The organism is Pantoea sp. GABEPS69, from assembly GCF_045780835.1.
Taxonomy (GTDB): Bacteria; Pseudomonadota; Gammaproteobacteria; order Enterobacterales; family Enterobacteriaceae; genus Pantoea; species Pantoea septica.
Genome location: NZ_CP118618.1, coordinates 1,149,717 through 1,173,146, shown reverse-complemented (window position 1 = coordinate 1,173,146; position 23,430 = coordinate 1,149,717). Strand labels below are relative to the sequence as shown.

Below are 23,430 nucleotides of genomic sequence, written 5' to 3'. Positions count from 1 at the left end.
TACAGCCGCCCGGCGCCGGATCGATTCATCCGGCGCTGGCTCGTCATCACTGGCTGCATCGCCGCACTCATGCTGCTGTGGCAGTTCCTGCCCGCCATCGAAGCCTGGTTCAGTCCCCACGAAACAAATGCTTCAGCCCGGAAGAGAGGTCTCAGGCCGTCCGGGAGCTCTGTAACCGACGTGGAACCGCGCGTAAAGTTGCACAAAGCATAGGCGTCAGCGTCCCGGTCCTGTACAAATGGAAGAAAGACCTTATCAGTGACGAGGCTTATCAATCCATGCGCAAACGAAAGTCAGCCCCTCAGGATAAAAATCAGGATGCTTTACTCGGTGAAATCCAGCGTCTCAGGAAGCAGATTCATCAGCTGCAGCTCGAACGTGACATACTGACAAAGGCGAATGAACTGATAAAAAAAGATCTGGGCGTCAGCTTTCTGAAACTGAAAAACAGGGAGAAAACCCTGATAGTTGATGCCCTTAAGAAAAAGTACCCCGTTGCTGAGTTGCTAAGCGTTCTGCAACTTGCCCGCAGCTGTTATTTTTACCAAAACGTCTGTACGATAAGTATGCGGTAATACGCGTGATCATGGCCGATATCTTTGAGGAGAATTACCGCTGTTACGGCTATCGGCGCCTTCACGCGATGCTTCGCGGTAACAACAGGGTTATTTCTGAAAAGGTTGTCCGCAGACTGATGGCAGAAGAGCAGCTCGTTGTTAAGCGCACCAGGCGACGACGATACAACTCTTACTGTGGCGAAATCGGCCCGGCACCGGAAAATTTACTCGCCCGGGATTTTAGTTCCTGCAGGCCAAATGAGAAGTGGCTGACCGATATTACGGAGTTCCAGCTTCCGGCTGGAAAAGTCTATCTGTCGCCGGTTATCGACTGCTTTGATGGCCTGGTTGTAAGCTGGTCGATAGGAACACGCCCGGACGCGACGCTGGTGAATACGATGCTCGATGACGCACTCGATACGCTCAACGAACATGATAAACCAGTGATACACAGCGATCGTGGTGGCCATTACCGGTGGCCGGGCTGGCTCGAGCGTATCAACACCTCCGGACTTATAAGGTCCATGTCGCGCAAAGGATGCTCGTCGGATAATGCTGCGTGTGAAGGCTTCTTCGGGCGTATCAAAAACGAAATGTTCTATGGCAGAGACTGGGCGGGTATCACGCTGGAAAAATTTATCTGCTTCCTGGACAGGTACATACGCTGGTATAACGAGAAACGTATCAAGCTATCATTAGGTGCAATGAGTCCTGTGAAGTACCGGCAGCATCTTGGGATCACAACATAACAGTCCAGGAAAACATCCGCAGCCCCTGAGACGACAATAACGCTTTGTGCTGACAATACAGGTGCGCATAACAAAGATTATGTTAAATTCAATGGTAAAATCATTATAAATCAATATCTTAAATATCGAACAAGCCCCTTTCTTCCTCAAACCTCACTGTGGTAACTTTAAAAACAATGTCCGTTCCTGAGTTTGTGATGCCTTAAAGCCATGGTGAAGATAAAAGTTTTTGGCTTCTTCAGTCAGTGCATGAACCATAATCGCACGGACTCCAATATTCTCAGCTACACGGTAACAGCGCAGAACTGCATCATGCAGTAAATCGGCCCCGAGCCCTTGGCCACGGTATGAAACATCAACTGCCAGGCGAGCAAGTATGATTACGGGAATTGGATCTGGCATATTGCGCCTGAGGCTTCCCATTGCTTCCACGTGGTTAACGCTGCCGGTGGCCAGAGAGTAAAAACCGACAACCTGTTTAGTGTCTCTTTTACAAACGACGAACGTTCGTGCTGCACCAAGTGACCTGCCCCCACGATTAGATACAACACTCAGTTAGTAACGTCGGAATCTTCATTCTCAGAATGACCCTTTCTCCAGCCCGCTGCAAATTCAGACGGTGTCTGATAATTCAGCGTGGAGTGCGGGCGGCATTCGTTATAATCCTGCCGCCAGTCATTAATAATTTTCCTGGCATGAACGATATCGCTGAACCAGTGCTCATTCAAACATTCATCGCGAAATCGTCCGTTAAAGCTCTCAATAAATCCGTTCTGCGTTGGCTTGCCCGGCTGGATTAAGCGCAACTCAACACCATGCTCAAAGGCCCATTGATCCAGTGCACGGCAAGTGAACTCCGGCCCCTGGTCAGTTCTTATCGTCGCCGGATAGCCTCGAAACAGTGCAATGCTGTCCAGAATACGCGTGACCTGAACGCCTGAAATCCCAAAGGCAACAGTGACCGTCAGGCATTCCTTTGTGAAATCATCGACGCAGGTAAGACACTTGATCCTGCGACCGGTGGAAAGTGCGTCCATGACGAAATCCATCGACCAGGTCAGATTGGGCGCCGCCGGACGGAGCAGCGGCAGACGTTCTGTTGCCAGCCCTTTACGACGTCTTCTGCGTTTTACGCCCAGGCCACTGAGGTGATAAAGCCGGTACACGCGCTTATGATTAACATGAAGCCCTTCACGGCGCAGCAACTGCCAAATACGACGGTAGCCAAAACGCCTGCGCTCCAGTGCCAGCTCAGTGATGCGCCCTGATAAATGCGCATCAGCAGCCGGACGGTGAGCCTCATAGCGGCAGGTCGACAGGGATAAACCTGTAAGCCTGCAGGCACGACGTTGCGACAGACCGGTCGCATCACACATCAACATCACGGCTTCCCGCTTCTGGTCTGTCGTCAGTACTTTCGCCCAAGAGCCACCTGAAGCGCCTCTTTATCCAGCATGGCTTCGGCAAGCAGCTTCTTGAGTCTGGCGTTCTCTTCCTCAAGCGACTTCAGGCGCTTAACTTCAGGCACCTCCATACCGCCATACTTCTTACGCCAGGTGTAAAACGTGGCATCGGAAATGGCATGCTTGCGGCAGAGTTCACGGGCGGGTACCCCAGCTTCGGCTTCGCGGAGAATACTGATGATCTGTTCGTCGGAAAAACGCTTCTTCATGGGGATGTCCTCATGTGGCTTATGAAGACATTACTAACATCGGGGTGTACTAATCAACGGGGAGCAGGTCAGAGTCAATAGCCGATTTAGGTCACAGCACTCAATCTGTAATGTTTCCAGCACTACATTAGTCAGCCTTGTAACAAGCAGCAGGTAACACCTGTCGCAACTTACTGCGGTGGTATAGCTGATGCCTTCCATTCAACATGCAATCAATGTTCAGCAATCTGCAGCAAGATGTTGTTTGATATAGCTGTCCATATATCGGTTACGCTGACTTTAAATATATCTTTAATTTTTATTTATTTGGTTTGATTGGCTGGGTTTTTAATTAATGTTTGAATTTATATTCCAATCTTGATCTGTTTGTAAGATTTAAATACTAGTAAATGCTGCGTGGGTAGCAACCTGAATCTTACCATTTTTACTTTAATGGCAGGTCTCATTTGATCATTTTGCATGATCAACTTAGGCGGTTTTATCGGAGCATCTTACAAAGACTACACCATCAATCGTTTCCTCCCCTCTAGTTCGCAACTGAAGTGAATTGTCAAGACAATTTCTAGAGCGATCTTTTGCCTGCACTTTGTGGCCCTATACAGCCAGTATCTTGCGAAAGGGCGGCACATCAGGAGAACAGTGTGGAAAGAAGTGAAAACAATGACATGCAACTTGTAGATATGAAGTGGATCGCAGCAACGCTGAAAGTCACTGATAAATGGATTTATAAGCAAATTCAGGACGGAAAATTTATGAAGCCAATAAAACTTGGCAGAAGTTCTCGTTGGAGGCTAAGTGACATACACGAATGGTTGGAAAACCGCGTGAAGTGAACATGGACGGTATGTAATGGCAATATGTTGCAGAAAAGGGTGCAAAGAGAATATAGCATCTATTAGCTATGAATATGGTGTCAGGCTTTGTTATATCCACTTTAATAGACGGAAGGAATTGAGCCGAAAAAGGAATGTAAAGAAAGACATTCGCTGTAAAGTTTGTGGTGCTAATTTCTCTGAAACGAGAAATAATAAATTTTGCTCAAATAAATGCAAAGGGATTGGTATGAGAACCCTTAAGGATTCTGATAAAACTGAAATCCATAATCACTCGTACTGGCTTAACACAGAGGGGTTTATTAAAAACAATCCATTGCAATTGAATTCAATTAACGGTCTTGAGGATATCGCCAACATCATTTCACTATACCGAATTAAATCCCGATTACAGATTCCATGTAGCCATTTTTTGAAAAAGAAAATACGAGGCAACTGCAAAAAAAATGAACACAAACTAACTCCATTTATTAAGCTGGATTTAAGTCATAAGTATCCAAATTCAAAAGGAGGGATGAATGTACCAGAGAACATTATGATTGCACCTTCATTTATAAACAAAATGAATAAAGATAAAATCCCTGAAAATGATGCTTTTGAGATGTTTAATGGTCATTCTCTAAGTAAGAAAAGGAAGGATATGCCGCATAGTCTCATCAATTCTATCGTTAGAAATTATTCAGACGATGAAGTTAATGCATTGTTTTGTAAAATTGGCAAGCTGCCAAGAATAAAAAATGGACAAAGCAGATATTTAAATGCTGACGCAGTTTTCAACCAGGTTTTTATTTTTGATCTATTGAATGCGGAACTGATTCGCTTAAAAGAAAGAACCATCCTTTATTGTCTGAAATACATATGTAAGCTTTTTCGAAACAAAATAATTAAGTTTAAAGGTAAGCGTGTCACTTTTATTACCTGCTACTTTGATATGATTGCACTTGCTTTCTTTCATGCTTATTTGCGAGGCGATCCTGAACGCTTTTTATCCAGAATTAAGAGGTTCGTGTGGGTAATGGAAAATGGGAAGAAAACAATGTTAAGGGTACGTGCGCTTTTTTCTTCACTATCTCTGTTTAGGCGGTATTGTAAAAAACACCTGTCAATATCTGTTAGCGATCCTGCGTCTGCTAAAGAGAGTATATTAGACATTTATGCGAAGTTTTTTGCGGTTAAACCCTCCTACATTTCCGATGAGGGCTATCCGAGGTGGATTCGCAAATGCTAGTGAGGTGTGAATTCATTATTATCAAGTTCATCGCAAAGTATATCCATGAAATAATCGATCGCGTTCTTGATATTACGCAACTCAGTGCCTGAGGAATTAAGTGAGTTGTTTATTTCAGTGTTTTTTAAGATTACGCCTTTAGCTGCGCTCAATATTAAAGCATCGATGATAACGAATGTGTCAAGTGTGAGCAATTTCCTTTTTATTGTTTCAAAACTCAGCCAATTATCTATATCATTTTGCACTTGTTTTGGATATGACTGCCTTTCGAGTTTGATGATGCCTGCAATTTGGCTGGAGAGAATATAATCAGAGTAACGAAGATCAATTGTAATCCATAAATTAGATAAAGAGGCCATTTCAGTTGAGTAAGGATAATTATCTGGAATGATTTGGCTGGTCAGATGATTGATTTTATTAAAAACAGAGCTTAACTCAGGATTGGCGCTTCGGGCATTAGGGTAATCATTAGGAGTGAAGGGGAAGCATGCATGGCATGCTTCAAGAAAACGCATGTGCTCCTTTATACTGGGATGTGCATTTCTGGATTCATTAAAAATCCTTTCAAAGGTAAGTTTTTGCACAGCCTGTCTGGGGTTTTGTTTCCAGATAATTAAATCCACATTGTCTTGCTTTAAAATATCAAGGTTTTCGATGCGTGTTGACAACGTTTTTAACTTTTCCTTATTTGAATCGTTTTGCATGAATTTGTTTCGCAGAGTTCTCTTTTGGCTGTCAGAAAGCTTTTTATTATCAAACTCCATGCTGTTTATTTCCATGCGTTTGATTGCTCTTTCACAGTTAAAGAATAACTCTCTGCAGTAGAATGCATTCATTAACTCTTCTTTTTTATAGGTTGATATACGCCTGGAGTATAGTGCTTTGTTCTTTTTAATGAATTCCAGAACTTCTTTTTTTGCTTTTTCTTGATTGTGACTTTTCATTTTTTATTCACGATTTAAATTTTCTTTAAATATATATCACCAGATTGACAGAGGCAAGCGATGCTTTCTTAATCAATTGATAAGGTGACATAATGAAATGCAATAAAGAATTAAATCAGCTGTATTCGCCACTTAGTCTGCTGCCCAGCAATGTTGCAGAGGAAGTCACTAAACGTCTGCACGACATTATTCATTACCAGCCCATCATCGGCATAATGGGAAAGACTGGTGCTGGGAAGTCGAGTTTGTGTAACGCACTGTTTCGCAGCACGGTCTCGGCCGTCAGTCATACCACTGCGTGTACCCGTGAGCCACAGCGTTTTACGCTGCAGGCAGGTGAACGCCAGGTGACGCTGATTGATCTGCCCGGGGTGGGCGAAAGCCCGGAGCGGGATGAAGAGTATCAGGCACTGTATCAACGTATCTGGCCGGAGCTGGACCTGGTGCTCTGGCTGATTAAAGCCGATGACCGGGCACTGACCCCCGACTGTGATTTTTATTTTCGGATGCTGTCACCAGGCAGTGCTGGGAGGGATAAGGTGCTGTTTGTCCTGACCCAAGCCGATAAAATCGAGCCTTCCCGTGAATGGAGCGGCTTTCTTAATCAACCTTCAGAGCAACAGTTAAAACACCTGAAGGAAAAGCAGCGCGCGGTGTGCTCGTTATTCAACCACCCGGCACTCCCGGTGATCACCGTATCAGCAGCCACTGGCTGGCATCTGCCTGAGCTGGTGGAGGTGCTGTTTCGCTCACTGCCTGCCCGCGCCAGCAGTGCCGTCAGTTCGGTCATCAGACCACAATACCGCACGCAAAAAATTGAGGCGCAGGCGCAACAGGATTTTGGCGATACGGTCAGCGACGTGATGACACACACCCTGTCGGAGCTGTCCCTTCCCTCCGCAGTGAATGCGGTGGTCAGTACCGTGATTAGTGCGGTGGTCTCTGTTGCCCGCAGTGTCTGGCGGTTTTTCTTCTGACGGCTGAAATGCCGTTATCCCGTGAGCAAATGCACCACTATGTGTGCACCTTGCATTCGCTCTCCGTTTGCCGGACACACCCTGTCCATTTTAGGTGTGGTGTATCCGGTTAAAAAACAGACTGAATACAGTCAGTGCCGCAGCCCGTACGGTACTGACGGGTGATAAAAATATTTTTCGCCCTGTCCATACCCTGACCCTCCCCCTGTTTACAGTAATCACATCTTTTTCAATACGTTCATCACGATGGAGAACATGCCATGTCACAGACTGAGCACCGCTATGACCGACTGGCGGTCAGACTGTCTCTCATTATCAGTCGTCTGCTGGCAGGCGAAACACTGAGCGTGAAGACACTGGCAGTCGAGTTTGGTGTCTCGGTACGCACCCTGCGCCGCGATTTTCGTGAGCGGCTGATATATCTGAACCTTGAGTACCGTCATGGGCACTGCCGATTGTTGTCAGATCCCGGTATGGCACAGCGTGCCCCGGGAACCCTGTGCTTTATGCGCAATGTTGGGCTTCAGCAGGTGTTTCCAGAAACGGACCTTCGCTTGGTAAACACGCTAACGGACAGTGAGGATATCTCATCCTGTCTGGTCTGGCAGGAGGACGCCGAAAGCGCCCCCGTCCGCCCCGGTCTCTTTTCCCGACTGGTCGATACCATCATTCAGCAGCAGTGCATCCGGGAACTGGCTGACGGTGTGCGGGCTGAACACCTGGCACCGTACCGGCTTATTTTCCTTGAGGGAGCGTTGTATCTGGTCGGTGAGCAGCACGGAAGGATCGTTGTTCTGCCGCTGTCCGGGATCACCGCCATCACCGTCCTGAGTGAGGGCTTCGAGCGTCGTGATACGGTATGTCAACTCACCCGTCAGGTGGCCTTCATCCGGGCGCTGCCTCATTTCCCGGTCATGCACGACGTGATGGCTGCATCCCATTCTGCGCCACCTTTAACAGAGGAGAAGAGCCCTGCTGCAACTAACACGACGGGGTGACCATCAGGCCATCCCTTTCATTGTTGTCTATTACCTACTTAATAAGGAAACACCGTATGCATCCGCGTTATCGTCGCATGATTGCCAGCGCCCTGGCCCTCAGCAGTGTCAGTCTTTTTATCCCCACCGTAGCCCAGGCTGGATACAGTGATTACGAGGCATTCCGTCTGGTCAGAACGGAGAACAGCGCCGCGGGCGGGGCACAGAAAATCTGCACGTATCAGAGTATGGTCACCCGAAAATATGTCCAGTTGGACATGCCCTATACCTGCCAAGGCATGATGTTTCGCAACCGGAACGACGGGCTGTTTTACGACAGAACAAACTAACTCACTGAGTTTATGGAAATTGCCATGTTTAAGGAGGGCTGCTATGCCTTTGAGCCTTTGTCTCAGCCTGTCAACCCTAGTGGGGCTGATTATCACGGTTGTTGATACCCGTATTGTCGGGTTCGGGTATTCAGCATGGGCCGCCGTGCTGCAGTGTGTCCTGCCGGGCCTGGGCGTCTGGCTGGGTAATCTCATCCGAAAATGGATCATGCCGGATGCGGTTTACGGAAGTACCGGTGCCGTCATTCAGGCCCGTCTGCTCTGGGCGGTATTGCCCCAGTTTATTGGCTGGTTCATCGGATTTATGGTCGCCATGAGCATACTGGGTATCCGGGCCTGAGCCTCCCGCGACAAACTCAACGACGGGTATTCCCCCTTCCGCACACTTTGCTGTTTAACCCCCTACCACGGCCTGCTCAGTTGAGCAGGCCGTTTTCGTTTGTTTTTTTCTCACAGGAGTCTCGCCATGACCCGATTAGCCAGCCGCTTTGGTGCGGTAAATCTTATTCGCCGTGACCGTCCGTTAACCCGTGAGGAGTTAATGCATTATGTACCGAGTGTGTTCAGCGAAGACAAGCATGAGTCCCGAAGTGATCGTTATACCTGTATTCCGACCATTACCCTTCTCGATAACCTTCAGCGCGAAGGCTTCCAGCCATTTTTTGCCTGCCAGACCCGGGTTCGGGACCAGAGCAAGCGAGAGCACACCAAACACATGCTGCGCCTGCGTCGCGAAGGCCAGATCACTGGCAAACAGGTCCCTGAAATCATCCTGCTTAACAGTCATGACGGCTCCAGCTCATACCAGATGCTGCCGGGGCTGTTTCGTGCAGTCTGCCAGAACGGGCTGATTTGCGGTGAGAGTTTTGGTGAGGTACGTGTGCCACATAAAGGCAATGTGGTGGAGAAAGTCATTGAAGGGGCTTACGAAGTACTGGGGATATTCGACCGTGTGGAGGAGAAGCGCGATGCCATGCAATCGCTTTTGTTACCGCCACCAGCACAGCAGGCACTGGCCAAAGCGGCGCTCACGTACCGCTTTCGCGAAGACCACCAGCCGGTGACGGAATCACAGATACTTTCCCCACGCCGCTGGCAGGATGAGAGTAACGACCTGTGGACCACCTACCAGCGCATTCAGGAGAATCTGATTAAGGGCGGTCTGCCGGGCAGAACGACCAAAGGCAAGCGAGCTCATACCCGTGCGGTAAAGGGGATTGACGGGGACGTGAAGCTCAACCGGGCGCTCTGGGTCATGGCGGAGAATATGCTGCACCTAGCGTCCTGACACGCTGACTATCCGGAGTCACCATGACTGAATCGTTAACCCTGCCTCCCGGTTCGTTCTCACGTCAGCAGGCCGAAACCCTTATCCGTCTGTACCGTAATATCACCATTGAAGACGACCAGGGCAGTCACTTCCGCCTGGTGGTTCGCGACACCGAAGGCCGGACGGTCTGGCGGGCATGGAACTTTGAACCGGATGCCGGTGAAGGTCTTAACGGCTACATCCGGCAGTATGGCATCCACAAAGACACCGTTACCCGCTGACCCCGAAGCATTTACCCGCGACATCTCACCTTCCCGAACACGCTTTGTTAACCCCATACGCCAGCCCTCGCCGCTGGCGTTTTTTATTGACGGAGACATATCCATGACAACGCAGACGCAGTACGACCTCGCACCCGCTAACCAACCCGAATTTGAACTGACCGTCACGCCAGTCCCCGATGAACAGCGTATCGATTTCTGGCCGCAACACTTCGGCAGCATACCGCAGTGGCTAACCTTGGAGCCGCATATCTTCGCCTGGATGGACCGCTTCTGTACGACCTACGGCGGTGGTATCTGGTCGTTCCACACCCTGAGCAACAGCGGGGCATTTATGGCCCCCGAGTATGACAGTGACGATAAATGGCATCTGTTTAACTGTCTGAATGGCAACGATGCAGATATGAGTGCAGAAGCCGCCGGTATCGCGGTCTGCCTGATTGAATACAGCCACCATGCCTGTCGCACCGAATGCGATGCAATGACCGCACACTTCTACCGCCTGCGGGACTACGCCCTGCAGCATCCTGAAGCCCACGCCATTCTGCGTATCATCGACTGACCGGAGGAACAACGAATGAAACAGCTTTCCTTTTTACCCGGCGAGATGACGCCACACGACCGGCGTCTCATCCAGCGGGCGCTCAGGGCGCTGGACCGGCACCTGCATGAGCCCGGCGTGGCCTTCACCTCCACCCATGCTGTCCGTGAATGGCTGCGACTGCATATGGCCGCACTTGAGCGGGAAGCGTTCCGGGTGCTGTATCTGGACAACCAGAATCAGTTGATTGCCCATGAAACGCTCTTCACCGGCACGATTAACCGCACTGAAGTCCATCCCCGGGAAGTGGTCAAACGTGCTCTGCATTTCAACGCGGCGGCGGTGATACTGGCGCATAACCATCCTTCCGGTGAGACAACACCCAGCCAGGCTGACAAAGCCCTCACGCAGCGACTGGTGCAGGTGCTTCAGCTGGTGGATATCCGCGTCCCTGACCACCTGATTGTTGGCGGCAGGCAAATCTATTCGTTCGCAGAACACGGTCTGTTGTGAGGTATGACATGAAAATTATCAGTAAACGCCGGGCAATGACGATATACCGCCAGCATCCTGAGTCCCGGATCTTTCGCTACAGCAGCGGAAAATATCAGTGGCACGGCAGCGTCTGTCATTACACCGGCAGGGACGTTCCGGATATCACCGGAGTCCTCGCGGTATACGCCGAACGCCGCCAGGACCGCAACGGGCCTTATGCCTGCCTGATGAGTATTACCCTGAACTTACAATAAAAGGAGAGCCCCCATGACCCACATCATCTGGGGCCTGCAGCGGGCTATCACGCCGCGCCTGGGAGCCCGTCTGGTACAGGAGGGCAACCGGCTGCACTACCTGGCTGACCGGGCCAGCATCACCGGTATGTTCAGTGACGCCGAATGCCGGAAGCTGGATGACACATTCCCACACTTTATCCGCCAGATGGAATCGATGCTGACCACCGGTGAACTCAGCCCCCAACATGCCCACTGCGTCACCCTGTACCACAACGGTTTTACCTGTGAAGCCGACACCCTTGGCAGTTGCGGCTACGTATACATCGCCATTTATCCCACTCAGCGTTAATTACCTTCACGAGAGCAAACATGAAAACTTTACCTGCAACAACTCAGCGGGCAGCGAAGCCCTGCCTGTCACCCGTGGCTGTCTGGCAAATGTTACTGGCGCGTTTGCTGGAACAGCACTACGGTCTGACAATAAACGACACCCCATTCAGCGATGAAGTTGTTATACAGCAACATATCGATGCCGGTATCACCCTGTCAGATGCCGTGAATTTTCTGGTGGAAAAATACGAACTGGTCCGTATCGACAGGAAGGGATTTCGCTGGCAGGAACAATCCCCTTACCTTCGGGCTGTCGATATTCTGAGGGCAAGACAGGCAATAGGTCTTTTACGAGGATCTCATTGAGATATGGTAAGATGAAGTTTTCGAGTACGATATCTATTAAGCGGAATCGAACCAAAGACGGTTAGTTATTATTCAATGAATTCTGTCAAAATAACTTTTGGGGGCCTTATTGGGGGCCCCTTAACTTTATTAACAACAAATAAACCTTAACTATCAACAAATAAACCATACATATTCGAAGTCTGCAGGGGGGGACACCATCCTGACCTGAACCTGCCTCTACCGACACGAACAAAACCCGCGCCCTGCCTGATTCCACTCCTGTTTGAACAGCACCGCCATGAACCGGCAAGTATTGACTACGCCATTTTTTTGCGGGCATATTGTGGGCACAGCAACACTCGTCCCCGGAACATGCTTACGGTAAAGCAGATCGACGCCGCTAAACCTAAAGATAAGTCATATCGTCCATCCTCTCGCCTTCTGTTGCTTTAGTTACTGCTTTAACTATGACTTTAGCAGCCGTCGTAAGCTCGCTTTCCGGCTTAATGATGACGCTATCCAGACAGGCTCTGAGCACCTCTGTTCGCTTGCGCTCCTCTTCCAGCTGCTGTCGCCTTTCGCGTCGCGAAGCATAATAAGTTTTGATCGTGAAGAACGCGGAGATCGCTGCGCCGATGCAAATAACGCAGTCGTAAAGCGTCAGCGTTGAGAAGAACGCCAGACACGCAGACCACCAGTACGGCATATGATGAGATATAGAATCCATATGATGCATACTCTGCCCTTTCTGGTGTGGCAACGATGGGTTAGAAGAAAAAAGCCGCGCGTTGGCGTGCACAGGGTGCGCGGTGGGAACCAGCGGCGACTCTGGGTATAAAAAAAGCCCGCCGAAGCGAGCCTTAAGCCTGTACATCAGAGATGCGTCATGAAGCCTTATTCAGTCTTTTTAAAACATTTTTAATGCATAACGGCATCATTCTTTCTCTAAAAAAATCTCTGGCTTCTGGATATGGAGTGGTCATTTTTCCGACCATCTTCCTGAAGCCTTCTCCCCCCTCTACCGATACTTTTATGAAGTCTTGTTCATCTATCGAGTATTCAGAAAGCGAATGGCCGTTTGCTTTAAATGCCTTAACTTCATCGAGCACTATCTGCTGAACACTGAGCTTTGTAGAGGATGACCTGTCTGTTATTCGCCACTCCATTTCGCACAAATCCTTAGCTGAAGTTTCAGGATCAGCCCAGGCTGCAAATGCAGTTAAAGAGGGTAGTAATAAAAGTGCGCATTTGAATCTCATATTTCCTCCTTGAAAAGAACAATCTTACCCTTCATAGCAAACCAGGGAAAGACAGCCTGAGCTCGAAAAGAATCAGGCAGTAGCAATGCCTGGTAGCTAGTGAGATATTAGAGTTCTTATCAGCGGCATGTCAGTAGTGACGATGATTTACTACAGCAATAAGCTTCATGCCATTGATAGCACTCTTACCATGATATTTGCTTTTTTACGATCGTAAAGCCTTCAGCAGTGATATTCTGCATGCACTCTGATTTCAGCCGGTGGTTTTCTCAGCTGATGAGCGTTGCCCCGGGACTTTAAGAGATTTATTGTGACGCCTGCGTTCCTCAATCACTCGCTTTGCATTAGTGAAAGCATTGAACAAACCTATCCCACAAAGCACAGGCTGAACCATGGATAAATTATCTCGCTTGTTTCAAGGTATTCGTGATGCTCAATCATCGTACAGGCGCATCACTGATGAAGAACTTACGTTAATTGCAAAAAAGTGTCATCGAGATGAAGTAGCAGCAATCCACATCAGACTAAAGCTGTTCCGGGCAGAGCTTGCCGTTTGCCCGGACTGGGATGGTGATACGCAGGATTCAATCTGGGAAGCTATCTTTATGCATCAGCGTCTTTTAGCAATGGTGCAAGCTTTGCTTAAATAGGCTATTTAACTGGTCAAATGTATATTTTTACTTTTCCTATATTGAAAAAATATATAACCACTCGTTTAAAGCTGCGATAAACCTGTCAAACAGTTTCTTATATTCAATATTCAGGCCTCAGCTTTCCGCCAGACATCGGCATCCATCTCAAGCTTGATATCCAGTGCCATCAGATAGCCATCAACCATTCCCTCAGCATTCTGCAGTTTCTTACTGATATGCGTATCAGAGCAATGATGCTCGCGTGCCAGCTGCATAAATGTTTTGCCAAAGATGTAGTAATCGAAGAGCAGATCGTGCGCGTCCGGATACTTACGGTGCAGTCTGGTCATAATGTCAGAGATAATCATTCCGTCATCGTCACAGCACTTCGGGCGGCTTTTAATTTTTGTCGGGATGATGCTAGCGAAACCGGCAGCGACTGAAGGCCACCAGATCGCTTCATGATGATCAGCCACCCACGCCCCCCATCGTTCAAGTACCTTTTGAATATTACGCATCACTCTGGTCTCCATCGTGCCTGAACCGAACCAAGGAAAACGATTATACGTTTCATTGATGAACGTTACTTGAGAAAGTCAGAGTTGCGCAGGTTTGAATAATGCGTGAAAAACCTGTCAAGGAGGAGCTGCACCGGAACACGCCTTGAAGGGGGCACTTTTGGAAGAGAGTTAGGAACAGCTATGTTCAGGCGCAGTATGCGATAATCGCCTCTCGGCTGCATGTCTTGGTTCTGCTCCCTACTTCCATTCAAGGGGGTAGATTTAGTGCCTCAAATGCCCTCCGCGATCCATTGCAAAGGACAGCCAGCCCAGATCAGGTCTGTAAGCACCCGGAACTAGTCTACTTTCTCTGACTCGAGCAATAGCGAATGCAGCTGTTATTTCACCCAGTTATTTTCTTGTTTTTTCACCTCGAATGAGGTATAAAAAACGGAAAATAGCAAAAGGAATGTCTACCAATGTCTTTACAAAATCTTATCAAAAATGAAATTTTGACTGCCCAGCATGATGTAGAATCTTATCTTAATAGTTTGAATCTTAGCCAGAGTGATCTGACGCAAATTCTTGAGCGCGGTTTGTCTGGTCGCTACTCAACGACACTGAACCACCCATTAACTTCGCGTGGCCAATTCTTTTATGGAGAAGCTGTGAGCGCTGCGCGCGAAATACTTGCGCCTAAAGGGTTTGAGCGTTTATCTGTGCGAAACGTAGAGCTCACTATTAGCGATAAGGTTGCTATTTACATTTGCCATGGCTGTAGCCAAACAGGTTTAGAGCTTGGTTACCCTGAGTCAAACTCACCCAAGGGAGACTTTACCTGTGAGCTGATGGGGTTGATTCATAATAACGCTCCTGGACAGGGTAAGCTTTCACTGGATGAAAGTCAGCTTACGCTAGAGTTCGACCAGCCAGATATGGATGTAATCCCAATACTACCGAACAAAATCGGACGCGACTTATGGTTCTTGCTTTACGAATTTTATGAACTGGATGAATTTAATCGCCTAGGTATCCGTGCGGAGTTGTCCCGTCCACTTTCGTACAATGACAATAATGTAGTGAATAGCTTTTCAACACGATTGATTCTTGATATGAATCAAACAGATGCTCTTTTCCGCAATAGTGAATTACCACAATTTACACCCAAAATTGATCTCGATATTTTTAAAACAGGTTAAAGATGCATCATGTTTAACTCAGAACGTTTACGTATAGCAAGAGAACGGAGAGGGCTGACACAAAAAGGGTTAGCGGAAGCTGCAGGCCTAGCCAGTAAAACGATATCTAACTATGAAAAAGCTGGTATATTTGATGAAATCGCCAGCGATAGTATGGAAAGGATTTCCACTGTATTAAATTATCCTATCGATTTTTTCAGGGACAAACATGTCCCGACCTTACCTTATGAAGCAGTTAGTTTTCGCGCAATGACAAAGCTGAGCGCGCAGAAACGCGACTCAGCTATTGGTGCCGGTAAGCTTGCTCAGGAATTGTCAACGTGGATAGATGGTCAATTCCAACTACCCAAAACAAACGTTCCTAATTGTAGTTTTGATGACTATTCCGAACCCGAGAGTGCTGCACGAGCTGTGAGGGAGGCTTGGGGAATTGGTGAACTTTCAATATCAAATATTATCCACTTACTGGAAGCAAATGGAGTAAAAGTTTTTTCACTTGCAGAAAACTGCATTGAAGTAGATGCATTTTCCTTTTGGATGGATGAAAAACCTTTTGTACTGCTTAATACAATGAAAACTCCTGAACGAAGCCGCTTTGACGCCGCTCATGAGTTAGGGCATCTGGTATTACATAAGCATTCCAGTAACAACGGACGCCAGGCTGAACTCGATGCAGACCGCTTCGCGTCAGCTTTTCTGATGCCTGAACGAAGTATACTTGCTTCAGTACCCAGGATGCCAAAATTAGACCATCTGATTTCTTTAAAGAAGAACTGGAAAGTTTCGCTTGCTGCTCTGGTTCGTCGTACTTTGGATCTAGGGTTATCAACTGAATGGCATTACCGGCAGCTATCCATTGAGTTGAACAGACGTGGATACCGCACTAAAGAACCTCAAGGTATGCCTGACCGTGAAGAATCATTGATTCTAGATAAGGTTTTTTCCGCATTGCGTTCTCAGGGTGCTAAACGCATAGAAATCCTTGAACAGCTAAGGTTTCCTTTAGATGAGTTAAGCGCACTAACATTTAATAACCGTTTCTTTATGGAAGCGTTAACGGGTGATAGTTTTCGAGCTAATGCGCTTAAGAATATTTCACATCTAAGTATTGTCAAATGAAAAACTCTACGGCGGCAATCCGCCGTAGAAATTCCTAAATAGTGTAAGGTTGTACCGGTCCTAAAATTCAATCTTCCTAAATATTTCCAAATAACCAAGTTATTCTGTTTTTATTAATCAATTTAAGCGGCCTGGGAATACTTTTCAGATAACAAATTAATGGGCTTAGTGCCCATGACACCTGATTAATTTCTCAAACTCTCATTTTATCATTTAATTAAAGATTTGCGCTTTCAATCAAATATTAAAAACTAAGTAATGCTGGAGTGCAGCCGAAAGATGGGTTATAATTTAAAAGATTTTATCTTGGCATTGATCATATCTGACAAGAACTTGTCGTCTTGGAGAAAAAATGAAAGAAGAAAAACTTGAAATAAAAGGAATGAAAATAGACGGCCTCTTTGAAGAGTTTAATTACTCTTTTTCTTTTAATCATGATATTAACATTATAACATCCCCCAATGGATATGGGAAATCTACCGTTCTTAGACTTATTTATAGCTTCTCAAATGCAAGTTACTTTTCCTTCTTTTCTGAAGTGTTTAGTGAGATAACTTTTCTTATCGAGAGCACTGAAAAAAAAGCAAACCAGACATCAATAAATATTGATGATGAGTTTTATAATGAAAATATCCTTTATCATAAAGTTCAGGAAGATAAATTTTTATTTGACGATGAATTGATCACAAAGGTTAATAACCGTGTTCACCTCGTCCAAATAAAAAAAATGAATAACCTTATTTCCATCACCGATCTTACAAACAGAAAAAATAAAACGGTAATTATCGACATAGATTCTGAAGGTGGAGTTGATGAATTATGGACTAAATTTTCTCATGAATTCCCTTACATTAATCGAGTAGCTTACGATCGCTGGGAAAATGAAATAACCGGTGAATTGTATAACAAAGAGTCAATTCTTAGAGTTTGTGGTGGGTCAGCTTTAGCCAGAAAAGATATTCCTAACATAGACTGGGTAGATGAAATAACAAAAAAAATTAAAAGTTATTACATTACTACGGATAGAATAAAAGTGAGCGAATATTCAAGTGTAGACCTTCGCTTTCCTAATGCCAGTTCAAGAAGACGTGCTGGCTTGTCCAACAAATCTATGATTAACATTCTTGCTAATGACGTTAAATCTAAAATTCAAGAAGGCATTAGAAATCAATTTGAATTAGGAAGAAGGCGTGAGTCTACTTTCCCACAACGCTTGATACAGAGTCTTCAAGGTGGAGAAGGCCCAGCAAGAGTTGAAGAAGTTATGAAGTCAATAAAAGACATACAAAAATATGAAGAGCGGTTCTCTTCCCTTGGTATTTTATCCAACGAAAAAGAAAGAACAACAGAACAGCTAAATCAGTTTTTTTCTTATCAACATGAAGGTACTGGGCTAACGGTTTTAAAAGTTTACTTAGATGACATCAAACTTAAATATAAAGTGCTTGACAACCTAGCGGTAAAATTAAATCTCTTTAAAAACTCTGTAAACAAATTACTCTCTTTCAAAAAAGTTGAAATTAATTTCGAGAATGGGTTTTCAATTTCACCTTTGAATAGAAAAGATGTACAAATTGATTTAAGCAGCCTCTCCTCTGGCGAGCAACACCTTATAGTCATGTTAGGCAAGCTTGTTTTTGGTGCTACAAAAGGCGACGTTGTGCTTATTGATGAGCCTGAAATATCATTCCATCCCGCATGGCAAGAAGACTTTATCGATATAATAAATGACATACGAAACATAAAGGACTTCACCGTTATTATGGCAACTCACTCACACATTCTTATAGGTGGTAGGTGGGAAAATGTTATCGAGTTAGCTGAACAGCATGCTGATGGCGGCAATTTATGAATAATACACACAGAAGCTCTTTAAAAAAATATCAAGAGAAACCATCTGTTTTAGTTGGTGCAGCTATACAATCTTTTAGAAGCCAAGGTAAAAAAACTATTTTTGTTGAAGGGGTTAACGATAAAAGTTTTTTGCAGCCATGGATTAATAAAGGCTTTAGATTTGACGGTTTTGTAGGCAAAGAGGTCGTTGAAGGAATAGCCAGGTATTTTAAAAACGACCGCATATCGCAAAAATACATAGAATCATCATTTTTTTTAGCCGACATAGATTATGATCTAACCACTGAAATTGGTACAGTATCTGGTGTGCAGTATTTTTTCATTAGTAATAACAATGAACATATTTATAACGATTTGGATATATTCATCTTCAACTCTAAAGCTTTAAAAAAACTCTTATCCAATTTAAGATTAGATCTTCCTCATGATGAGATAGATTATTTAAAAGATAAAATTGAAACTGCATCAAGGATTATTGGTAAGTATAGAGCTGCTGATTACAAAATGACTGGTGGCAATGAAGAAAAAACCATACTTAATGGATTGAATATAATTGATTTTTTCGACGCCATATCACTGGCGGTGGATGATGAAAAGATAAAAGCTAGCATTCAAAACTGGTCAACCTCATTAGATATTGATGAACTGGTCGAAGCGGCTGAGAATATCAACAGTAAGCATACAGCAAAATGGTCACTTTCTCGTGGTCATGATGTTTCTTTGATGCTGACCGAACATCTAAGGCAAAAATATCAAAAGAATTTTGTTTCGCAGCAATTTGTAGAAGAGCGTCTGCGCATAGGTTGTGAATTAAGCGAATTGCTTCAGACCCATACAGGGCAAGGATTATTAAAATTTGGAGCTATTCCATCGGATTGATATAGGCGATATTAAATATGGGCCTCTTTTTAAGCGGCCCTATCCCTGTTAATCATAAAGCTTAATCAAGATGACAACTATCAACCCTAATTAAAAATAAATTGTCTCTGCTGGCATAATTACTTACCTGATGAACCGCTAAATAAATCATTAGTTTTCTATCTAGCCTAGTAAGCCCTCAAAAAAGTTTGAGGAACTACTGTGAGTATCCCGGCAAACCGAACAATTCTTTTTTAGAGATTCTCAGATATGTAGATTAGGTTACCCTTTAAGCGAACTTCTGCTCATCGCTCAGAGCGGAGATTTAGCCAGTAAGCTTGTCCGCTTCGTGCCAGATATAGCTGAACTTGAGAAGCCACTTTTACACTTATTCAGTAGGCATTGTGTTTAGAGCTTCTCTTGGATCAAGATTTTTCGCCATCTAGTTTCGCTCATAGCGCTTCAGATGCGCAGAATCCATCAGAGCGGAATTTCACTATTTAGGAGAAGAAATACGGCCTTATCACCAAAGGCCTCCGGATCGGACAAGGGACTTTTGTAGAGTGTCTGAGCGTGTTACATTATACTAAATAAACGGAACGAACAATCACATAAAAAAACAAAAATAGTTGCGCCTTCTCTTTTTTTATATACTAATTACCCATACAGCTAGGATCTCTAAAAAAACACCAAAAGGATAAAAAATGAACAAAACCGAGCAAAAAGAATTAAAGAAAAAAATACAGAGCACTTTAGATTTGAAAAAACATAGGGAAAATATTTTAAATTTTGGTGAAGATGCTTACACTATAGATATCTCAAGATGTTACAAATCGGTAATACCACACTTAAAAAAAGCAGGCTACCAAAAGGTAACTTGGAAAAGATGCCCGGAATTGCTAACTAAATTTGTAGACCTCATCTTTAAATGCCAAGATTGCAGACCTTTTTTTCACATACATATAGAGAATGGCCTCCCTTACTGCTGGAATTCGCCAGCAAAAAAAGGATGGGATCTTAACTATATAAAATACGAGTGGGGACATATTAACTCTATAAATCAAAATAATGATTTGGCTCACAATGTAAATAATCTCTGCTTACAATCGGCCAGATGCAACCAGCATATACAAAGCTCACTCAACGTAGATGAACTAATTCAATATGGTGGGGAATTGGAAATCGTTATACGGAGGAATTTATCTAACAGAAAAAAATTGTTTGCATCTAAGGAATGGAAAGAACTGCTGGAAAGCCTTGATTCTCTCAAATAATTTACGATGTCATATTTTTTCTTGTCGTCCGAAGGGACGATTAAGATATTATAGATTGACCCGCCTCTCATCAGTTGATATATCGTAACCTTAGTAATTTATACATCAGCAACAATAATAAGCGTGAACTTCCGCTCCTCGCTCATACCGGAATTTTACTCCGGCGCTTTATGCTATTTTCTTTGAGCAAATATTTCAGCTGCCTAATATGGGCTATACCCTTTCAATGCTGGCTGGCACGTATAGCTTCTCAATCTGACGCCGAGGCGGCGTAATCTGCTCACCAGACCAGATGCGCGCAGCCATTTTACGCAGCTTGCCACGACACTTCACACGCAGTTCCTGCTCCGTCAGCTCCTGCGCCCGCATCGCGCTGTACAGACCAGTAACTATCCAGTAGTGCGTATTAGCTTGCCACGGATAGGCTTCTGGGGTTATATAAACCGCGTCGTGCACTGTAGCGCACATAAAGCGTATTTTAATCCGGCAAGCCTGCAGCGCCATTTTCACCGTCCTTGCACCAGTTGATGAACTGTCCAGGTGATGGCCTAAACGGTGAACCGCTCGCACGCGCATGCTTCATTCCAGCCGACGGTTGCTGCTTCGTATGAATTTCTTCGTCTAGTTGACTCCCAATTTCTGATCTTCCCAGCATCCCAGAAAAGTGCTGTCACTCTCCAGCTTACAGCCTTCCCAGACATTTGATACTATGCCCTTCCAATCCAGCTCCACATCAGTGCCTAGAGTAAAAATGAGGTTTTGATACTTAAGTCGGCTTTGTGCCTAAAGCTAGCTGTATTCACTTCATGGCAGGACGACCAGCTCCGGATAAGTAATACATGTGAAATCAAGCCGAGTTAACAACCAAAAAGCACAAAAAACGCAATCCAGATATTTAAATCCTAATGTATCGTACCGAATAGCCGATATCAGATATTACTTATCAGTTTACAAACCATTTATTGAAAAGGGGGTTGCGTTGAAGCGAGTAGAGCGCGATTTTATCTGCCTGTTTAACTGTGTGTGGTATCAAGATTTTCCTGTGTTCAAAGGTGAATATATCAACCGTTCCAACTGGACCATTCATGTTGGCCTGGTCATGCGAGAGTGTGCAAAGTTGATGGGCGCGAGAACGTTTTTTGAACAAGGCGGGCGTACCGATGCGGTCTTACGATACCCAGATAATCAAATTTTAACCTATGTTGAGTGGGAGTATAATCAGGCAGACAGAGACAGCGTTAACGAGTTAGATAAGCTGTTTGAAAAAAACGACAAGTGCTATTTCTCCACATTTGTCTCGTATTGTCAGCATGAAAACATCAATATTGTTATTGAAAAAGCAAGCAGAATATGGAGTGAAGCCAGCCGGCCTTTAATTTTTTTTCTTATCACTTATGAGCCTCAAGCGAAAAAAAGCCGCCATTTTTTAGAACTCAGAACTTATTTCTTCTCAAACAGCAAAAGGAAACTTGTTCGCAAACAACCTGCAATTCCATGGGATATCGAACAAAGAAAATACAATCTTGAACAAGATGCAGGATAAAAAGAGTGGGCATAAGGTTTTCACGACAGTCGCGTTTGGTTCCCTAATTAAATTTTTTATACTTAAAATTTAAATAGCTCTAGCTCCATATGAATGTCTTCGGGATACTAACGCGTCTCCAAGCCCGTTTTCCATTCATAGTAGATCTGACAACCAGTCCCGTCCGCTTTGTGCCAAAAGAGGACGTTTAAAATATACGCTTTGCTTTGCTATATAATTAACCTGTTTAAGACTAAATTCGATCCATTCGTCAAAAACCGACATTACTAGCTGATCGTTGTATCTAATACCTGGAGGAAGGTCACCGAAGGTAACGTGTCATTGCAGAATCTTGAAATCGTGCCTAGCCTGCTGCCGAACGTTCGCGCAGGCAGGAAGCGTCATACCATTCGATGGCGGGAACGCGAAATTGTGCCGGGCCCTATGCTTTACGTAAACGCGCAGAATGCCTTTGACAGGGTCATGGTGTGTGTCACACACGTTGAAAAAATTCCGCTTTCTAACGTTGCGACCAGGCTTGGAAAAAGGGCGGAATGGCCGAATGCTGAACTGCTGGAAGGGATGCGTGAGCACTACCTGTGCATAGAGATGGATTCCGAAGTTGCGGTCATCCACCATTTACCGCCTGCGGCGTAAGTTCGTGGCCGTGATGTTAGGGTAGTTCCGGGTGATATCCAGGTACAAAAAAGCCCCGGAGGGCTTTAGCTCAGTTACTAGAACGACAATCCCGGCACCAACTTTGATTTGTTGCCCCTGAAGGTATGGTTCTAAAACCAAAAAGCGCCTGAAGCTCACCAGCAGTGTGTGCAGTAGTCGTTCTGCATTTTGGGCAAGTATGCGGAAGGTTAACTATTCCTACCATTTAAAATTTCCTTAGAGGGGGCCACTTGGAAAACGGAAATTATCCTAGGTTAATAAAACCAGGATGCGGATGAAGCAAACTCCGGCGCAATGAAATTCGGTGATTCGAGTGTAACCGTCACTTAAACCACACCGTTTTTTAGCAGCCACCTGCCTGTTTTGCCCCGTATGTTGCTTGGTCAACGGTGTATTTATCTCCGGCACTTGAGGAAAGTTGCTTAATGAGGCCTTTGCATGAGAAGCCCGTCATACTGAGATACTCCTTCGCAGATTTCACCGCCTCCTGGTTCCAATCAATATTCAGGCTGTCCACTGCTACCGTAGCGTCAGAAATATCGTAACCATCCCCTGCATCCGATGAGAGTTGATGAATAAGTCCGTCCCGTGAAAAGCCCGTCATACTGAGATACTGCTTCGCAGATCTAGCAGCATTATTTTGAGGTCCAGTTAAATCTCCCGCCCATGTGGGCGCTGCGACAAACAAAGCTGCAGTAAGTACTGTCTTCATAAAACCCATTTTATCACTCCATTAGTTTATCCGAT

29 protein-coding genes and 2 pseudogenes are annotated in these 23,430 nt (G+C 45.3%); 22 read left to right on the top strand and 9 right to left on the bottom strand.

Annotated elements, in window-relative coordinates; all coding sequences use genetic code 11:
• Nucleotides 1-119 precede the first annotated feature (119 nt).
• Nucleotides 120-1,306, top strand: a pseudogene (locus tag PVE98_RS05615) (IS3 family transposase); the annotation flags it as partial.
• A gap of 153 nt (nt 1,307-1,459) precedes the next feature.
• Here PVE98_RS05615 and PVE98_RS05610 read toward each other — a convergent pair.
• Nucleotides 1,460-1,834: pseudogene (locus PVE98_RS05610) on the bottom strand (GNAT family N-acetyltransferase); the annotation flags it as partial.
• Nucleotides 1,835-1,857: 23 nt separating this feature from the next.
• A protein-coding gene (locus PVE98_RS05605) for an IS3-like element ISSen4 family transposase (RefSeq protein ID WP_087451024.1) occupies nt 1,858-2,978 on the bottom strand; the annotation gives its coding sequence in 2 pieces (ribosomal slippage) (nt 1,858-2,720 and nt 2,720-2,978; 1,122 coding nt in all).
• Nucleotides 2,979-3,619: 641 nt separating this feature from the next.
• On the opposite strand from PVE98_RS05605, the gene PVE98_RS05600 reads away from it, so the two are divergent.
• Nucleotides 3,620-3,811, top strand: coding sequence for an AlpA family transcriptional regulator (locus PVE98_RS05600; protein WP_013098166.1), 192 nt, complete (start codon nt 3,620-3,622; stop codon nt 3,809-3,811).
• A gap of 229 nt (nt 3,812-4,040) precedes the next feature.
• A complete protein-coding gene (locus PVE98_RS05595; RefSeq protein ID WP_015386466.1) occupies nt 4,041-5,039 on the top strand; it encodes a hypothetical protein in 999 nt (332 codons plus the stop codon).
• Here the strand turns inward: PVE98_RS05595 and PVE98_RS05590 are convergent.
• Nucleotides 5,036-5,983, bottom strand: a complete 948-nt coding sequence (locus tag PVE98_RS05590) for a hypothetical protein (RefSeq protein ID WP_333620403.1) — start codon at nt 5,981-5,983, stop codon at nt 5,036-5,038. The genes PVE98_RS05595 and PVE98_RS05590 overlap by 4 nt on opposite strands.
• A 92-nt stretch (nt 5,984-6,075) precedes the next feature.
• Here PVE98_RS05590 and PVE98_RS05585 point away from each other — a divergent pair, with 92 nt between their 5' ends.
• The 11 genes from PVE98_RS05585 to PVE98_RS05535 all read left to right on the top strand — a co-directional run bounded on the left by PVE98_RS05585 (nt 6,076) and on the right by PVE98_RS05535 (nt 11,806).
• On the top strand, nt 6,076-6,960 hold the full coding sequence (locus PVE98_RS05585) for a GTPase family protein (protein WP_007869717.1): 885 nt from the start codon (nt 6,076-6,078) through the stop codon (nt 6,958-6,960).
• Nucleotides 6,961-7,220: 260 nt separating this feature from the next.
• A complete protein-coding gene (locus tag PVE98_RS05580; protein WP_013098169.1) occupies nt 7,221-7,958 on the top strand; it encodes a DeoR family transcriptional regulator in 738 nt (245 codons plus the stop codon).
• A 56-nt stretch (nt 7,959-8,014) separates the two neighbouring features.
• The gene (locus PVE98_RS05575) at nt 8,015-8,287 is read left to right on the top strand and encodes a hypothetical protein (protein WP_007869719.1); all 273 of its coding nucleotides are present in this window, start codon (nt 8,015-8,017) and stop codon (nt 8,285-8,287) included.
• Between the two features lie 43 nt (nt 8,288-8,330).
• A complete protein-coding gene (locus PVE98_RS05570; protein ID WP_015386464.1) occupies nt 8,331-8,627 on the top strand; it encodes a hypothetical protein in 297 nt (98 codons plus the stop codon).
• Nucleotides 8,628-8,753: 126 nt separating this feature from the next.
• Nucleotides 8,754-9,575 carry a DUF932 domain-containing protein gene (locus tag PVE98_RS05565; protein WP_007869723.1) on the top strand — a complete coding sequence of 274 codons (822 nt, stop codon included), beginning with the start codon at nt 8,754-8,756 and terminating at the stop codon, nt 9,573-9,575.
• Nucleotides 9,576-9,598: 23 nt separating this feature from the next.
• On the top strand, nt 9,599-9,838 hold the full coding sequence (locus PVE98_RS05560; RefSeq protein WP_007869725.1) for a DUF905 domain-containing protein: 240 nt from the start codon (nt 9,599-9,601) through the stop codon (nt 9,836-9,838).
• A gap of 103 nt (nt 9,839-9,941) precedes the next feature.
• Complete coding sequence (locus PVE98_RS05555) at nt 9,942-10,400, top strand: antirestriction protein (RefSeq protein WP_013098170.1); 459 nt, start codon at nt 9,942-9,944, stop codon at nt 10,398-10,400.
• A gap of 15 nt (nt 10,401-10,415) precedes the next feature.
• Nucleotides 10,416-10,892 (top strand): DNA repair protein RadC, encoded by a 477-nt coding sequence (gene radC, locus PVE98_RS05550; protein WP_013098171.1) that lies wholly within the window; start codon nt 10,416-10,418, stop codon nt 10,890-10,892.
• An 8-nt stretch (nt 10,893-10,900) separates the two neighbouring features.
• Nucleotides 10,901-11,128 carry a DUF987 domain-containing protein gene (locus tag PVE98_RS05545; RefSeq protein WP_013098172.1) on the top strand — a complete coding sequence of 76 codons (228 nt, stop codon included), beginning with the start codon at nt 10,901-10,903 and terminating at the stop codon, nt 11,126-11,128.
• 13 nt (nt 11,129-11,141) lie between these two features.
• Complete coding sequence (locus PVE98_RS05540; protein ID WP_007869729.1) at nt 11,142-11,459, top strand: type IV toxin-antitoxin system YeeU family antitoxin; 318 nt, start codon at nt 11,142-11,144, stop codon at nt 11,457-11,459.
• Between the two features lie 20 nt (nt 11,460-11,479).
• Nucleotides 11,480-11,806 carry a TA system toxin CbtA family protein gene (locus tag PVE98_RS05535; protein ID WP_007869731.1) on the top strand — a complete coding sequence of 109 codons (327 nt, stop codon included), beginning with the start codon at nt 11,480-11,482 and terminating at the stop codon, nt 11,804-11,806.
• Nucleotides 11,807-12,194: 388 nt separating this feature from the next.
• Here the strand turns inward: PVE98_RS05535 and PVE98_RS05530 are convergent, their stop codons facing one another.
• Together PVE98_RS05530 and PVE98_RS05525 are read right to left on the bottom strand one after the other, a co-directional pair.
• Complete coding sequence (locus tag PVE98_RS05530; protein WP_313620403.1) at nt 12,195-12,662, bottom strand: hypothetical protein; 468 nt, start codon at nt 12,660-12,662, stop codon at nt 12,195-12,197.
• Nucleotides 12,663-12,672: 10 nt separating this feature from the next.
• Nucleotides 12,673-13,047 carry a hypothetical protein gene (locus tag PVE98_RS05525; protein ID WP_127908387.1) on the bottom strand — a complete coding sequence of 125 codons (375 nt, stop codon included), beginning with the start codon at nt 13,045-13,047 and terminating at the stop codon, nt 12,673-12,675.
• 392 nt (nt 13,048-13,439) lie between these two features.
• Between PVE98_RS05525 and PVE98_RS05520 the strand changes: the two genes are divergently transcribed.
• Nucleotides 13,440-13,697 (top strand): hypothetical protein, encoded by a 258-nt coding sequence (locus PVE98_RS05520; RefSeq protein WP_096073543.1) that lies wholly within the window; start codon nt 13,440-13,442, stop codon nt 13,695-13,697.
• Nucleotides 13,698-13,807: 110 nt separating this feature from the next.
• Here the strand turns inward: PVE98_RS05520 and PVE98_RS05515 are convergent, their stop codons facing one another.
• Nucleotides 13,808-14,197, bottom strand: a complete 390-nt coding sequence (locus PVE98_RS05515; RefSeq protein WP_096073544.1) for an antiterminator Q family protein — start codon at nt 14,195-14,197, stop codon at nt 13,808-13,810.
• Nucleotides 14,198-14,658: 461 nt separating this feature from the next.
• Between PVE98_RS05515 and PVE98_RS05510 the strand changes: the two genes are divergently transcribed.
• The 5 genes from PVE98_RS05510 (at nt 14,659) to PVE98_RS05490 (ending at nt 20,483) form a co-directional block, all read left to right on the top strand.
• On the top strand, nt 14,659-15,378 hold the full coding sequence (locus tag PVE98_RS05510) for a hypothetical protein (RefSeq protein WP_096073545.1): 720 nt from the start codon (nt 14,659-14,661) through the stop codon (nt 15,376-15,378).
• A gap of 9 nt (nt 15,379-15,387) precedes the next feature.
• Nucleotides 15,388-16,497, top strand: coding sequence for an ImmA/IrrE family metallo-endopeptidase (locus PVE98_RS05505; protein WP_096073546.1), 1,110 nt, complete (start codon nt 15,388-15,390; stop codon nt 16,495-16,497).
• A 352-nt stretch (nt 16,498-16,849) separates the two neighbouring features.
• On the top strand, nt 16,850-18,349 hold the full coding sequence (locus PVE98_RS05500; RefSeq protein ID WP_096073547.1) for an AAA family ATPase: 1,500 nt from the start codon (nt 16,850-16,852) through the stop codon (nt 18,347-18,349).
• Nucleotides 18,346-19,230: a hypothetical protein gene (locus tag PVE98_RS05495; protein ID WP_096073548.1), complete on the top strand. Its 885-nt coding sequence runs from the start codon at nt 18,346-18,348 to the stop codon at nt 19,228-19,230. Before PVE98_RS05500 ends, PVE98_RS05495 begins: the two co-directional genes overlap by 4 nt.
• A gap of 683 nt (nt 19,231-19,913) precedes the next feature.
• Complete coding sequence (locus PVE98_RS05490) at nt 19,914-20,483, top strand: hypothetical protein (RefSeq protein ID WP_127908388.1); 570 nt, start codon at nt 19,914-19,916, stop codon at nt 20,481-20,483.
• 213 nt (nt 20,484-20,696) lie between these two features.
• Here PVE98_RS05490 and PVE98_RS05485 read toward each other — a convergent pair whose 3' ends face one another.
• Together PVE98_RS05485 and PVE98_RS05480 are read right to left on the bottom strand one after the other, a co-directional pair.
• Nucleotides 20,697-20,987 carry a replication protein P gene (locus tag PVE98_RS05485; protein WP_187143657.1) on the bottom strand — a complete coding sequence of 97 codons (291 nt, stop codon included), beginning with the start codon at nt 20,985-20,987 and terminating at the stop codon, nt 20,697-20,699.
• Nucleotides 20,962-21,066, bottom strand: a complete 105-nt coding sequence (locus PVE98_RS05480) for a replication protein P (RefSeq protein WP_407568592.1) — start codon at nt 21,064-21,066, stop codon at nt 20,962-20,964. Before PVE98_RS05480 ends, PVE98_RS05485 begins: the two co-directional genes overlap by 26 nt.
• Before the next feature lie 396 nt (nt 21,067-21,462).
• On the opposite strand from PVE98_RS05480, the gene PVE98_RS05475 reads away from it, so the two are divergent.
• Together PVE98_RS05475 and PVE98_RS05470 are read left to right on the top strand one after the other, a co-directional pair.
• The gene (locus tag PVE98_RS05475; protein ID WP_333620405.1) at nt 21,463-22,026 is read left to right on the top strand and encodes a hypothetical protein; all 564 of its coding nucleotides are present in this window, start codon (nt 21,463-21,465) and stop codon (nt 22,024-22,026) included.
• A gap of 315 nt (nt 22,027-22,341) precedes the next feature.
• Nucleotides 22,342-22,662 (top strand): ASCH domain-containing protein, encoded by a 321-nt coding sequence (locus PVE98_RS05470; protein WP_096073552.1) that lies wholly within the window; start codon nt 22,342-22,344, stop codon nt 22,660-22,662.
• A gap of 364 nt (nt 22,663-23,026) precedes the next feature.
• Here PVE98_RS05470 and PVE98_RS05465 read toward each other — a convergent pair whose 3' ends face one another.
• A complete protein-coding gene (locus PVE98_RS05465) occupies nt 23,027-23,404 on the bottom strand; it encodes an Ltp family lipoprotein (protein ID WP_096073553.1) in 378 nt (125 codons plus the stop codon).
• Nucleotides 23,405-23,430 lie beyond the last annotated feature (26 nt).

What these genes read in the sequence shown, in the direction of transcription:
- PVE98_RS05500 (WP_096073547.1), top strand. Translation starts at nt 16,850, where the DNA reads ATGAAAGAAGAAAAACTTGAAATAAAAGGAATGAAAATAGACGGCCTC.
- PVE98_RS05560 (WP_007869725.1), top strand. Translation starts at nt 9,599, where the DNA reads ATGACTGAATCGTTAACCCTGCCTCCCGGTTCGTTCTCACGTCAGCAG.
- PVE98_RS05570 (WP_015386464.1), top strand. Translation starts at nt 8,331, where the DNA reads ATGCCTTTGAGCCTTTGTCTCAGCCTGTCAACCCTAGTGGGGCTGATT.
- PVE98_RS05465 (WP_096073553.1), bottom strand. Translation starts at nt 23,404, where the DNA reads ATGGGTTTTATGAAGACAGTACTTACTGCAGCTTTGTTTGTCGCAGCG.
- PVE98_RS05510 (WP_096073545.1), top strand. Translation starts at nt 14,659, where the DNA reads ATGTCTTTACAAAATCTTATCAAAAATGAAATTTTGACTGCCCAGCAT.
- PVE98_RS05575 (WP_007869719.1), top strand. Translation starts at nt 8,015, where the DNA reads ATGCATCCGCGTTATCGTCGCATGATTGCCAGCGCCCTGGCCCTCAGC.
- PVE98_RS05555 (WP_013098170.1), top strand. Translation starts at nt 9,942, where the DNA reads ATGACAACGCAGACGCAGTACGACCTCGCACCCGCTAACCAACCCGAA.
- PVE98_RS05540 (WP_007869729.1), top strand. Translation starts at nt 11,142, where the DNA reads ATGACCCACATCATCTGGGGCCTGCAGCGGGCTATCACGCCGCGCCTG.
- PVE98_RS05495 (WP_096073548.1), top strand. Translation starts at nt 18,346, where the DNA reads ATGAATAATACACACAGAAGCTCTTTAAAAAAATATCAAGAGAAACCA.
- PVE98_RS05565 (WP_007869723.1), top strand. Translation starts at nt 8,754, where the DNA reads ATGACCCGATTAGCCAGCCGCTTTGGTGCGGTAAATCTTATTCGCCGT.
- PVE98_RS05545 (WP_013098172.1), top strand. Translation starts at nt 10,901, where the DNA reads ATGAAAATTATCAGTAAACGCCGGGCAATGACGATATACCGCCAGCAT.
- PVE98_RS05585 (WP_007869717.1), top strand. Translation starts at nt 6,076, where the DNA reads ATGAAATGCAATAAAGAATTAAATCAGCTGTATTCGCCACTTAGTCTG.
- radC (WP_013098171.1), top strand. Translation starts at nt 10,416, where the DNA reads ATGAAACAGCTTTCCTTTTTACCCGGCGAGATGACGCCACACGACCGG.
- PVE98_RS05580 (WP_013098169.1), top strand. Translation starts at nt 7,221, where the DNA reads ATGTCACAGACTGAGCACCGCTATGACCGACTGGCGGTCAGACTGTCT.
- PVE98_RS05490 (WP_127908388.1), top strand. Translation starts at nt 19,914, where the DNA reads ATGAACAAAACCGAGCAAAAAGAATTAAAGAAAAAAATACAGAGCACT.
- PVE98_RS05535 (WP_007869731.1), top strand. Translation starts at nt 11,480, where the DNA reads ATGAAAACTTTACCTGCAACAACTCAGCGGGCAGCGAAGCCCTGCCTG.
- PVE98_RS05520 (WP_096073543.1), top strand. Translation starts at nt 13,440, where the DNA reads ATGGATAAATTATCTCGCTTGTTTCAAGGTATTCGTGATGCTCAATCA.
- PVE98_RS05505 (WP_096073546.1), top strand. Translation starts at nt 15,388, where the DNA reads ATGTTTAACTCAGAACGTTTACGTATAGCAAGAGAACGGAGAGGGCTG.
- PVE98_RS05480 (WP_407568592.1), bottom strand. Translation starts at nt 21,066, where the DNA reads ATGAAGCATGCGCGTGCGAGCGGTTCACCGTTTAGGCCATCACCTGGA.
- PVE98_RS05595 (WP_015386466.1), top strand. Translation starts at nt 4,041, where the DNA reads ATGAGAACCCTTAAGGATTCTGATAAAACTGAAATCCATAATCACTCG.
- PVE98_RS05485 (WP_187143657.1), bottom strand. Translation starts at nt 20,987, where the DNA reads ATGGCGCTGCAGGCTTGCCGGATTAAAATACGCTTTATGTGCGCTACA.
- PVE98_RS05515 (WP_096073544.1), bottom strand. Translation starts at nt 14,197, where the DNA reads ATGCGTAATATTCAAAAGGTACTTGAACGATGGGGGGCGTGGGTGGCT.
- PVE98_RS05590 (WP_333620403.1), bottom strand. Translation starts at nt 5,983, where the DNA reads ATGAAAAGTCACAATCAAGAAAAAGCAAAAAAAGAAGTTCTGGAATTC.
- PVE98_RS05530 (WP_313620403.1), bottom strand. Translation starts at nt 12,662, where the DNA reads ATGTACAGGCTTAAGGCTCGCTTCGGCGGGCTTTTTTTATACCCAGAG.
- PVE98_RS05525 (WP_127908387.1), bottom strand. Translation starts at nt 13,047, where the DNA reads ATGAGATTCAAATGCGCACTTTTATTACTACCCTCTTTAACTGCATTT.